Annotated in this window: 7 protein-coding genes; all 7 read left to right on the top strand. The window is 34.6% G+C overall.

The window, feature by feature from the left end; all coding sequences use genetic code 4:
- The first annotated feature begins 687 nt into the window (after positions 1–687).
- The 7 genes from ABDB96_RS00760 to ABDB96_RS00730 all read left to right on the top strand — a co-directional run bounded on the left by ABDB96_RS00760 (position 688) and on the right by ABDB96_RS00730 (position 12,938).
- Entirely contained in the window at positions 688–915 is a 228-nt protein-coding gene (locus tag ABDB96_RS00760) for a hypothetical protein (RefSeq protein ID WP_343251613.1), read from the top strand.
- 137 nt (positions 916–1,052) lie between these two features.
- The gene (locus ABDB96_RS00755) at positions 1,053–1,688 is read left to right on the top strand and encodes a hypothetical protein (protein WP_343251612.1); all 636 of its coding nucleotides are present in this window, start codon (positions 1,053–1,055) and stop codon (positions 1,686–1,688) included.
- 130 nt (positions 1,689–1,818) lie between these two features.
- The gene (locus ABDB96_RS00750; RefSeq protein WP_343251611.1) at positions 1,819–2,517 is read left to right on the top strand and encodes a coiled-coil domain-containing protein; all 699 of its coding nucleotides are present in this window, start codon (positions 1,819–1,821) and stop codon (positions 2,515–2,517) included.
- A 155-nt stretch (positions 2,518–2,672) separates the two neighbouring features.
- Positions 2,673–3,557, top strand: coding sequence for a DUF6856 family protein (locus ABDB96_RS00745; protein ID WP_343251610.1), 885 nt, complete (start codon positions 2,673–2,675; stop codon positions 3,555–3,557).
- Between the two features lie 382 nt (positions 3,558–3,939).
- On the top strand, positions 3,940–7,236 hold the full coding sequence (locus ABDB96_RS00740) for a hypothetical protein (protein WP_343251609.1): 3,297 nt from the start codon (positions 3,940–3,942) through the stop codon (positions 7,234–7,236).
- Positions 7,237–7,239: 3 nt separating this feature from the next.
- The gene (locus tag ABDB96_RS00735; RefSeq protein ID WP_343251608.1) at positions 7,240–9,954 is read left to right on the top strand and encodes a hypothetical protein; all 2,715 of its coding nucleotides are present in this window, start codon (positions 7,240–7,242) and stop codon (positions 9,952–9,954) included.
- Between the two features lie 20 nt (positions 9,955–9,974).
- Positions 9,975–12,938, top strand: coding sequence for a hypothetical protein (locus ABDB96_RS00730; protein ID WP_343251607.1), 2,964 nt, complete (start codon positions 9,975–9,977; stop codon positions 12,936–12,938).

The following is a 12,938-nucleotide window of genomic DNA, read 5'->3' as shown; positions in this document are numbered from 1 at the left end:
GAAATAAATAATCTCTATTTTAAATAATATTTTTAGTTATAATTCACTTTGTTCATCCCATAGTTTGTTTTATTGGAGCACATTTATTAATCTATTAATTAAAAGATATTCATCAAGCAAGCTAATTAATATAATTATGATAACTGCAATTAGCGAGATTAATTTAATGCAATGTTAGTTGTTTATAATTAATAAATTATTTTTATAAATGTGAATTTAATGATTGCTTTATGATAAGTTAATTTTTAGTAATTTAAAAACCTATCACGAATTTCTAATAAACGTAGACGAAAATATATTTACTTATAATTATTGAAAATTGAGTGTGATTTAAGAAGTTTAAAATCACTTTTAAAACAAATTTAGAAATAAAAGCGTTCTTTATTATTGATGTTTGGTTAGTTTTTACTATTGAATAGATTTCTTAAAAGTTTTTACTCTGAATTTTAAAAATCGGTTCTTAAGCAACTAAAAGAACTTACTGAAAATGCTAAGAAAACGAATCAAAACGTTCGAAACATCAAAACTGATTTAAAAAAAGAAATTGATAAAACCAACCAAAAAGTCGATAAACTGAACCAAAAAGTTGACGATGGTAACGCTGTAATTAACACCCGAATTGATTCGTACCATTTATCTAATGAGCTGCCACCACCGCCTCCGCCAGTACAAAAACTTTATAAATTAATGAAAAATATTGTTTTAAGTCATATCGATACTTCTTGAAATCAACATAAGTTAGAAATATTAATTAAACAGATTTACCAAGATTTTAGTCATCTTAAAAAGAATAAAATTGCTTACGTTCAATTTCGGGTTGTCTCAAGCAAAATGGAATTTGTCAAAAAGTATTTAGAAGCAATCGAATTTCATAAGGATTATCAGTACTTTATTGATAATGAAATTGATGAATAAAAAGCGTAAATAATTATTTCTTCAAAAAGTTATATTTCCGAGTAAATTGTTCGTTTTGCTAATCGGATTTAATTTACAATATATTTATAAAATATTTAGATTTCCACAAAAATATCAAATTAATATAGGGATTAGACATGGCTAAAAAAAATAATGACTCTGAATTTCAAAAATTGGTTCTTGAGCAACTAAAAGAACTTACCGAAAATGCTAAGAAAACAACCCAGAGCGTTCAGAGCATCAAAACCGATTTAAAAAAAGAAATTGACAATAATAAAAATGAGTTGAAAAAAGAAATTGAAAAAACCAATCAAAAGGTTGATAATATTAAAACCGAGTTAAAGAAAGAAATTGATAAAACCAACCAAAAAGTTGATAATATTAAAATCGAGTTAAAGAAAGAAATTAATAAAACCAACCAAAAAGTCGATAAACTGGACCAAAAAGTTGATCATGGTAATGCAGCAATTCACGCCCGGATCGATTCGTACCATTTGAATCCTGACTTACCTCCGCCACCACCGCCAGTACAAAAACTTTACAAATTAATGAAAATTATTTTAGTCCATATTGGTCCTTCTTGAAATGAGCATAAGTTAGAACTATTAATTAAGCAGATTTACCAAGATTTTGGTCACTTTAAAAAGAATAAAATTGGTTACGTTCAATTTCGGGTTGTCTCAAGCAAAATGGAATTTGTCAAAAAGTATTTAGAAGCAATCGAATTTCATAAGGATTATCAGTACTTTATTGATAATGAAATGGATGAATAAAGAGCGTAAATAATTATTTCTGTAAAAAGTTTTTTTGATTAATTGTTGCTGTTAGTAATTAGATTAATTTACAATACATTGACAAATTTTTAAAGTTAAAAACAATTATTATTTGTAATGAGGTTAGATTGTGGCAAAAAAAGACAATGATTCCAAGTTTCAAAAATTGGTTCTTGAGCAACTAAAAGAACTTACCGAAAATGCTAAGAAAACGAATCAAAACGTTCAGAGCATCAAAACCGATTTAAAAAAAGAAATTGACAATAATAAAAATGAGTTGAAAAAAGAAATTGATAAAACCAATCAAAAAGTTGATAAACTGAACCAAAAAATTGATAACAATAAAGTTGAATTAAAAAAAGAAATTGATAAAACCAACCAAAAAGTTGATAAACTGGATCGAAAAGTTGATAAACTGGATCAAAAAGTTGATAACAATAAAGTTGAATTAAAAAAAGAAATTGATAAAACCAACCAAAAGGTTGATAAACTGGACCAAAAAGTTGATGATGGTAACGCTGCAATTAACGCCCGGATCGATTCGTACCATTTGAATCCTGACTTGCCACCACCACCACCAGTACAAAAACTTTACAAATTAATGAAAAATATTGTTTTAAGTCATATTGATACTTCTTGAAATCAACATAAGTTAGAACTATTAATTAAGCAAATTTACCAAGATTTTAGTCATCTTAAAAAGAATAAAATTGGTTACGTTCAGTTTCGAGTTGTTCCAAATAAAATGGAATTTGTCAAAAAGTATTTAGAAACAATCGAATTTCGCAAGGATTATCAGTACTTTATTGATAATGAAATTGATGAATAAAAAGGTGATTTGTTTCGACTAAATCTACATTAACAAGCAAGGCAAATTTTTAGTTTGAAATAATTTTGCTTTTATCTTGTTATAATTTCTTAAGCAAAGTAGTTACAATATTTTAAGTACTGATTTAATAAATTATGTATTTTTTTAGGTGTAAAATGCGAAATAAAAAAAAGTATAAAAAATCATTCACCTGATTTGGTTTGTTTGGAACTAGCACAATGATTGGCATCTTTGCTACTAGTTGTGCTACTGTTGATACACCTGTATTTCGGCAGATTTCACTTCAAGATTTTGGTCCAGAAAACAAACGGCAGTTTAGTGAAATTACAAATATTCCATCACCGACAGTTAAAAATTTGGTTTACGGAACAACTGCATACAATAATGGTAATTATGTTTTAACTTTGGCAACAACAACTAATCTAGCCCAATACCAATTTATCAACGGGACCAGTCCGGGAATTGGTGATCTTTGATTAGGCGAATGGGCTCAAGCTGTTCGAAACATTACTAACCGCTACAATACAAGCGTGCAAAACGGTTATCCCAATGGCATTAAATTTGGTCTATTTATTGATCAAACGCCACCTGGCACCTCTGGCGATGAACAATGAAACCCGTTAAGTCGGTTTCCTGATAAACGTAAGGATGAAAGAGCCACTGATGCTGAAAAAAAACGATCAAATAAATTAAGAAGGAACGATCAAAGTGCCCAAGTTTATCGCGATGTTTTTAATTTAATTCAACAAACTTATGGCTCAAGTGTATCGGGTTGACTTAACAGTAGCAACGTTAGGTCGGAAGATCCATCAGTTGAAGTTACCAAAGTGGCTGTTATCGCCTTTCGTAATGTTATGGGGAAAGTTACTGCTCACTTTTATAATGGTTCAGCACCAACCCCACCAGCATCGACAAATCCGCCAGTTTCTGCAACCCCGCCAACTTCAGCATCTACAAACCCACAAAGTTTGACACAAAAGCAACAGGCACTCACCTTGCCAAGTGGATTCTTTACGTTTTTAGATGGTGTATACAAATAGGTTATTAGTAATTATTAATTTGTGTTTTATAGGTATGGTTATTAGAATTTATATTTAAATGATTGTTTATTAAAGTTCAAATCAAGTCTTAATTTTTTTTGTTTATGAATTTAATCAAACTCAAAATTAGTGGTCCATTTTATTGTCAACAATAAGTATTTATTGTTAGCTAGATTGATTTTGATTTATATCGTGAAGCACTTAGAAAAAAATATTTTGATAAATTTTTAAAATCAAAAAAATTTCTAATATAATATTGCCATCGTATGTTGAAGAACATCAGACTTGTGTTTGGTTGACCAACAATTTATTTTCTACCAATTATAGTTATCTTTAGATGCGATCATTATTTTGCTTTTTGAAAGTTCAAGAGGTTTAGAGTGTGAAGAAAAAAATTTGATACCCACTAGTTTTTTTAGGAAATTTTGGTTTGGCAGCCAGCATTGGTCTTTCGGTGTCTAAAATGCCTAATTCAAATCAAAATCAGGAACATGCCGTTTTTGATAATAATTCAATTAAAGCAGTTAATCAGGTTGCAACTTTAAAACAAGGAGAAACTGTTGGTGCGATCCGCCGTTCCCAAAACAATAACTTTCAAGGCATTCAACTTAACGATGGTGGTCTTGCCGTTTTAACGGGAAATGTCAATGATGGTTATGCAGTTACACGCACTAACGCATTTGGTGGTGTTGAATGAAGTTTTAATCCGGAAGGTGTCACCGGATCGTTTGCATCAAAAAATATTGAAAATAAATTTAAAAATCAAGCGATCAAAGAAAAAGCCGTAATTGAAATTAGACAAGACGCCATTTTACCAAACACTTTTTATGCTCTCTTAGTACCTAAAGATGCGATTCCTGACCCAGCAACGGGTTTGGTTAGTTCAACGCATACTTATGATGAGATCAATGAGCAAGTCAAATTGCAAGCTTCAGTAGTGCAGTTAACCCAAACGGTTGATAAATCCCAAACAGCCTTTACCTATATTATTAATAACGTTGTTTCGATTCCACCAAGAGCCATGGTTAATAATTATCCATTACAATGAAAAGTTGATAGTAATGGTGGTCCAGATTTCTTCAGTCCAAATTACCACAAGGGTTGGTATGAAAATAATAAATTTGTTTTACCATGAGCGATGTATATTACCAACATGGGTAACCTTTATGGGATTAATGGTACGGTTTTAATGTTTGGGGGTAATGGTACCGTTTTTGAAAATAAGCAAGCCCTTTCCATTGGAATGTTCCGCTTAAATTTCGGTTTACCTTCAGCCAATAATTCCGGACAAGTTGAAATTACCGGAATTCCTTATGCGTATATTTTGGCAGGAATCCAAGCCAATAGTTTTAATCCCATTACTGATTTTGAGTTTACTAATGCTCCTATCGGTCAAAACAAGAATTTTAAGTACGTGCCAAGAATGGCAGTTGGTGGCGTATCAGGTCCTGTAAATAATGATCCAAATGCTGGATACATCTATTTAGCAGGCTCTTTAACTGTAGGTCAAGATAAATCGGTTCAAAAAGAAAACGACAATGATTCTGATTCAACCATTGTTGGCCGTAGTGTAACTACTAATAATAGTACACAAAACAGCGGCTCATCTTCTGCTACTGTGGGCTATGGCAGTTTAAATGATTTTGGTTTTATTACCAATGCGACCAATGCAACATACAGTAACATTGAGACCAGATTTAAAAGTCTTAATGGTACAAATAGTAATGGCAATAAAAATGCAACTAATTTTTTACCTTCACATGGTTTTCATTCAGGTGATACAACTGGAAATTCCAAAACCCCTTTAACCGTTTTTGGTACCCAATTAAGTGTTTCTTCGTTGTTAAGCATTGCTACTAGTGAGAGTTCTGAAGATGCTGACAAGAGTGCTGGAATTAGAATATTACTAGAAAATGACAAGTCCTGATTATTCTCCCTGTTAGATCCAAGCAAGTATAGTTTAGGGGTTAATCCTGGTTTCACCTATGCTTTTAATTCCAAGGGAAATGCACCGAGTGAGTTTAGAACTACTGACCAACGATTGTATTTAAGTGTACTTCCTGATGAATCGAAATATGATGCGGGCAGATATGGCTATGTTGCTCGCAATGAGGATGGTCGTGATGGGGCAGTTGTCGGTAGACCCCAACAGTTATGAGATGCGGGGTTAGGCGTGTTTACTTCACTGTTTGGATATTCACCAAAATCAGTTGGTAATTTAGCTACTTATTCTGTTGATAATTCGTTAGCTAGTCATGGTTACATTATGCAAATCGGAGCATTTATTTACTACTTTAGTTTAAATCGTCAAGATGGCTTTTTCCAGCAACATGGTACTAGTCCTGTAACCGATGTGACAAAAAGCGGGATTGTTGCTCCTAAACTTGATGAATTCGAAGTAAGTAAAAGAGAAAGTCAAATAAAAATTACCCATGGTCGTTTCTTGATCGCAGCATTTTTACCAAATTATTGACGACAACCAAATGATCTTTTTTATAACTACAGTGCCACAGTAGCAAAAAATAGTTCGACAACTATTGCTAGTGATGCATCTGGTAATAAAAATCTTTCATGATCAAACTTCATTGGTACTTCGACCGGCAGTAATGTACCAACTACTTCTGCTTCTAAAGATGTTTCGGTGCTTTCATTATGATCTTCAGGAAATAATGATGATACAACCAATGCCGTCTTAGTTCGGGGTTTTTCTGGTAGTGGTGGAACTTATTATGACCGAACGCAATACCAAAATCCAAGCCTTGGCCGTGTGAGTGTAACGCTATATGATTCGACAACAAAAGGAGTTGTTTCGCTTAAAGATCCATCTGTGCCAGGTGGCCAAGTTTTTACCGATGTAACCAAGGAAAATCCTTCAGTTATCATTCAAAAACCCCGTACAACTGGAAATTTCTTTTCGCAAACAAAAAATTCAGAGATCATTGTTTTAAAGCCAAGTAGTAGTGGTAGTTTTTTAGAAACGGTTGGCAATTATAGTGACTGAATGAAAGCGAGTGAGGTAACGCTTGGTTCGGGTATCTTCCGTTCCAATCTTCCCGAATCAATTAAAACCAAAAGTTTAGCCGAATTAATCGAAGAAAAAAACGAAAATGGTACTTCAATCGAAGTTGTCCGTTCCCAATATTTTGATGGCTTGTTTGACTATACCTTTAAAAATCAAGTTAAACCAGAAGACCGCCGGATATTAGTTACCAACAAAAATATTTCTAACCAATCAGCAACGTTTTCGGCCCAACTTTTAAATCCAATTAATAGATCATGGCAAACAATTCCTGATAAAAATGGTTCAGTTCTTAAAAATCAAAATGTTGCTTATTCCAGTGGTTCGTTTGGTAATCAGCCTGAATATCTCTTGGCAGTGGCGATTGCTGTTCCTTTGTTTGTGGTTGCGGTAATTGTTGGTCTTGGCATTGGCATTGGCATCCCAATGCAAAAGAACAAAAAAGCGTTACAACAAGGCTTTGATATTTCCCACCGCAAAGTGGATACATTAACCACTGCAGTTGGTAGTGTGTTTAAACAAATTATCAACCGCACCCAAATTGGTAATATTAAGAAAACACCACAATTGCTGAAGAAAGCACCTGATAAAAAGCCAAGCCCTCCGGTAAAACCACCGGTTTCACCACAAAAACCTTTACCACCAGGAGTTAATGCTTAAAGTATGAAAAAAAAGTTTGAATGAAAAAAATCAAAATATTTATCAATAAAACTATTTGGCGGGATGAGTTTTTTCTCTCTAGTACTAGTTGGCTCGGTTTATAGTTTTAGCGGAATTAATGTTTCAGACAAGATGCCTTTTTCTACCCGCAATAATTTCTTAAAATTAAGCAATCAAGATAAAATTGCTGAAAAAGACGCCTCAAAAAGTTTAGCAAGTATTAATTTAAGTGAGCCAAGCAATAATACCAATTTTTTAGCACCGCTTACTAATTCACCAATCGTGACTGATCAGGGCGATTTTGTGTTGTCTAGTTTTGCTAATAACAGACCAGGTTTAATTAAAATGAATGCGTTTGGTTTTCCGGTCTACCAAACTGAATTCGCCAATGTTGGTGACGTTGATTTTTCTAATTATAAAGTACGCCAAGTCGTGCAAAATTATAACCAAAAAAATGAATATTTTGTTTTGGTTGTTTCTAATGAGCCAAACGCGACATATACTGAATCATCATCGCAATTAGAGGTTACAAATCCGGGCCGTGTGTTACAAGTTGTTGATAATGGTGTCGATAACTTTGTTATTAAAAAAACTTACGAATTAGGCGGCTTTGTTGTACCCGATAATCTGAAAAATTTCTATAACAAGATTATGTTTCAGGCCCCTTTAACGCCTACGGACAAAGTGGAACTAAGTAGTAGTTCTTTAAAAGTTAATAATGATGCAAATGGTAACAATGGCCAAAAATTAAGTGGTACTTTTAACGGCAGTTCGAATAATCTAAAAGTGGCTAACGCCCTCTATTTAAATTCTTTAAACAACTTGGTTTATGTTGGCGATGGCAATAATGACAACTTATATATTTTTGGCGGTTCAACTTTAGCAAACATCTGGTTCTATGCTTTTAAATTAACTAAAGATAGTGATGATGCAAATAATTCATCTAAAGTTAGTGCCAAGTTATATGGTAACTATGAACTAAAAATTCATGATGGCTTAGTTGGAGCAAGAATTCCAAAAGAAATTTCTAGTTCTGGCTCAAACGGGGTAGATGCTAATATCGTCACTGCTGAAAAATTAAAATCTTTAATTACTAATTCTGACAATATGAGTTTTACCGGGAAAGGATTTCCCGCATTACAAATTATTGGGGCTAAGGCGTTAGTAAATCGTAACGAAATTCGCTTGCAAGTTGCCGTTCCTAACATGTTAACTGGTACAAGTGGCAGTCCGGTTTTAATTCGGTCAACTAATGTGAATTTAGCAGGGGCTATTAGTGATAAAAATGCCATGAATAATTACCCATTAGTTACACCAATTGTTACTGGTACTATGAGTCTTGTTCAAGCAAATACCATTATTGAAAATGAGGGAAATTTAGCAAACACGATTCCGTTGTTTAGTGCCGATTTAACAGCAAATACTAGTGTTACTCCTTATTTAGATTTAGATACTTATCCAGAAAATGATGGCTACACATCGAACCGTTATTCGAACCGTTATTTAGGTTTTGATACGCAAATTAGTTCAACCGGATCGACCCTCAGTTTGCAATACACCCGTTCGAAAATTACCGTTTATGAAACTAACGGTACCGTTACTACCAAAACAACCCGATCAATCCCGGCCGCTGCTGATTCTAATACCATGTTTACTCGCCTGCAGGGTGTGAGTTATCGCAACAATAGTTGGTATTTTGTTTATAGTGGTAGTGTTACCGATGGTAATGAATCACTTTCTACCGTTTATGTTCTAACATATGACCCGATTAGTAAAAACGTTCAATTTGTCCCAACTGGGATTTCGGGAACTAGTAGTGAGAAACACATAACTGCAATAATTCCGTTATCTAATGAAACCGTTTATATTGCAAGTAGTGATAGTAAGGAAAATCCGACTACGGGTCATGTTCAGTTGTACAAGCGCTTGCCATCAGGACTATTTGATTTAGATAATGGTTTTGCCCGAGCGAAAAAAAGTTCATCAGGCGTCCCCTTTTACGAAGTTAGAAACGGCGAGGCTAGTTCGCAAACTAAAAGCATTTGGGGAAATCTAGTCTTCCAAGATGATGCTTATTTAGTTAATTCCGGATTCAAAAGAAACCCAGCTCGACAATTAGCTGATGATGACCAACGTATTATTCGCACTTTGGTGAAAAGTTTTGAACCAGCTTTTGCTGGTCAAAAATTTCGGGTTAGTGCAGTAGCTACAGCGAATAATGAACTCAAAGTATCAGTAGCCATTCAGTATTTTGATGGCCAATTTTATTCGCCCGAACAACTAGTTGATAATCAAAGTAGTTTTAATCCGCTAATTCGCACTTATACCGGCTTTAGTGCATATGCACCATGAGTATTACCGGTTGCCATTTCGGTTCCAATTCTTCTAGCAGTAATCATTCTAGGTTTAGGTTTAGGTCTTGGTATTCCCATGTATAAAGCTCGTAAGATTCAAGACAAGGGCTTTGTATCAACATTTAAGAAAGTTGATACGTTAACTTCAGCTGTTGGTAGTGTTTATAAAAAAATTGTTTTGGAAACTTCAGCCGTTAGGAAAAAACCACAGTTATTAAAGGCCGGAAGTAAAAATCCAACCCCAACCGGATCCAAACCAACTGTGCCTACTGCTTTCAACAAACCAATGCCCCCGAAAAAGCCCACACCGCCTAGTGTTAATAATCAACAAAAATCACCAACACCACCAAATAAACCGGCATAACTTAATTTAGGAGATCGAAGATGTCAAAATTGTTAAAGAAAAAGAAGTTAAAAGTTCTTACCATTACGGGTGGTGTTTTATTATTAGGATCAATTGTTGCTGCAGGTTTGCATTCATTAACATTTAAACGTACTGACCCCGTTTTCAACCCTTTTCCGTATCAGCTTAATCACCAGCAAACTGAAAAGGCGATTGATTTAGGACCAACAAGAGTTTTTCAAAACACAAGTTTTAGTGGTATTACAGTGAATGGTTTAAATCCAGGTGCGGCCGTTTTGACTGAACCAAATGCGGTTAGTCGTACGGATTTTTTCGGAAACGTTTTATGAACGTTTGCTCCTAATTCTTTAACTAATACCAAAGCGACTAAAATTAGTAGTGATGCTACACTAATAAGAATGCCAAATGGTGATTTAGTCACTGATGCCATTGATTTTGATCAGGATATTCGTAATAAAACAGTGGTAGAAGTTCGTCAAGATGCTTCGCTTTCTAACATTTTTTACTTGTTACTAATTCCAACTAATTTTGCTGAGATCACCCCTAGTGTTAGCGAAATTGAAGCCGATTCTAGTAAACAAGCAACAGTTGTGGTTTTAAGCGAAGATTTATCTACTAATTCAAATGTAAAGTATGGAATTGTGGCTGTAAGTAATATTAAGCCTAGCGACATGACTAAAAATTACCCCAGCCAATGAAAAAGTATGATGACATCCTTTACCAAGACTAATCACCCGAGTTATTTCGATAACGAAGGTGGAGAGGCAATTTCCTTGCCATGGAAAATTTATTTAACCACAGTTGGTAATTTATATGCAGATAATGGTCAAATAGCAATGGCTGGGGGTAATGGAACCATGTTCTCTGGTCAGGTTGATGATGAAGAGATCTTATCAATGGGAATGTTTCGTATTAATTTCGATTTTGACCAAATTAGTCAAAGTAATAGTCCGCAATTGCGCCGGGTTAGTGCCGATGGTTTTCCTTATGCTACATTACTATCAGGATTGGCTGCTCCCATTGTGGGTTCTTTACTTCCAGATAATTCCAAGAAAAGTTATATCATCGGTAGTGAATTATTTAATTTACCAATTGGCCAGGATGATACTTTCGCATATGTCCCAAGAATCGCAGTTTCGGGATTAGTCCCTGCAGTTGAACCAGGTAGTGAAACCGTAAACAGTTGAAATTTGGTTGGAGCAATTACTATTGGAACCAAAAATGATGAAAATAAAAGTAAATTACCGCAAATGCGAACTAACAAACAAGGAGCAATTACTAAAGATGATTTAGGTAGTAATCATCTTGCCACACAGGCCTTAAAATCGCGAAAAGCCACAGGCAATAGTTTTACAACACAAACCATTTTTAGTACTTTAATTAGTATTACAGCGTTTCAAACCCTTGCTTCAAATACCAGTGCTGATGCCAATAATACAATCAATCCGATTGAACATTCTGCAGTTGCTTCACCAACCCAATTTACCACCGGAACAGTAGCGAACGCTTGAAAAGATAATAGCGAAAATCAGAAAACATTTGCCATGAATTATTTTTATTCATTAGTTAATGTTGGCGGTTTTTCACCCCGTAGTATTGGTAATTTAGTTGCTTATACGAACAAAGTGACTAATTCCAAAGAGTTCAGTTTGCGAGCATATGTCTTCCAATTAGGATCATTCATGATTAAGTTGTATCACCCTGGTATCATTCCTAAAGATGTGATGTCTTCGATTCCCATGATTGCTAATAATGGTGATTTTGCCACCGTTTCCAGTTTACCAAGTCAAGCAAAAAAAGCATACAAATGAAATAATTTTTTAGGTTCATTTATCATTGGTGGCGATGCTAATCCAAAGAATCAATCAGCAGTAGTGGGTTCAGGGTGATCAACAGCAAAAACCAGTCCCGATTCACCAGAAAGTGGTGTTTATTATAGTAAAGATTTAAGTACGAATAATGAAATTATGTTAAATGATAATAAAGTTATTCGACCAACTGCAACCAATAACAACAATAACGCCTTCCCCGACTTTAGTAACGGCATTACACAAGCAATGTATAATTCAGGTGGTAATGGTAGCAGAGACCAAGAAAGTGGTCGCATTGCTAAAATTCCGATTAACACTGATATTAGTGTGAAAGATGTTCCTAACGGCATCAATTCCATCTTTTCGAGTGATAGCTCAACTTCGGCCTTTATCCAACAAACAAATCGTATGCCACTAGATATGCTCGATTTGAAAAATAGGGTTTTATCGGTATTAGAAACCAATCCTCAAGAAAGTAAATTAAGAACACTAGGTCAGGGCAGATTTTTTGGAACTAGGCAAATTGATCAATCATTTTTTACTAATTCAATTAACGATGTTTTAACTGATTTAACAGTTGATGGTAAGCCAATTACCATTTTAAATCCGCGGTTCCGTAGTTTAATTTTCAATTACATTAATCGACCTAGTTATGATGGTTTTGATTTTGAGAAGGATTTCCGGATTCTGGCAACAAAAGTTGATCGTACCGCTGAAAAAGTTACTTTTGTTGCCCAAGTCCGCAACCATCTTACCAACCAGTTTGTAACCATCCCATTACCAAACTCTAATTCAGTTAATAATTCAGCATCCTTTGATGGTGGTTTTGGCCAGTTACCCTTGTATGTGACTCCTGTTGCGATTGCCGTACCGTTAGTTGTTGTGGCCATTGTTATTGGGCTTGGTCTTGGCATTGGCATCCCGATGCAAAAAAACAAAAAAGCCCTACAGCAAGGTTTTGACATTTCGCACCGTAAGGTTGATGTGTTGACAACTGCTGTTGGTAGTGTGTTTAAACAAATTATTAATCGTACCCAAATCGGTAATATTAAAAAAACGCCACAATTACTAAAAAAAGGTACAACTCCAACTGCTCCAAAACCCTCTGCACCAACCCCAACCAGACCAATTGCCCCGAAAAAGCCGACTGCACCTACAGTAGGAGATAAGTAA

Source organism: Mycoplasma amphoriforme A39 (assembly GCA_000723365.1).
Lineage (GTDB): Bacteria > Bacillota_I > Bacilli_A > Mycoplasmatales > Mycoplasmoidaceae > Mycoplasmoides > Mycoplasmoides amphoriforme.
Note: the sequence above shows the minus strand (reverse complement) of the source record. Positions and strands in the feature narration are given on the sequence as shown.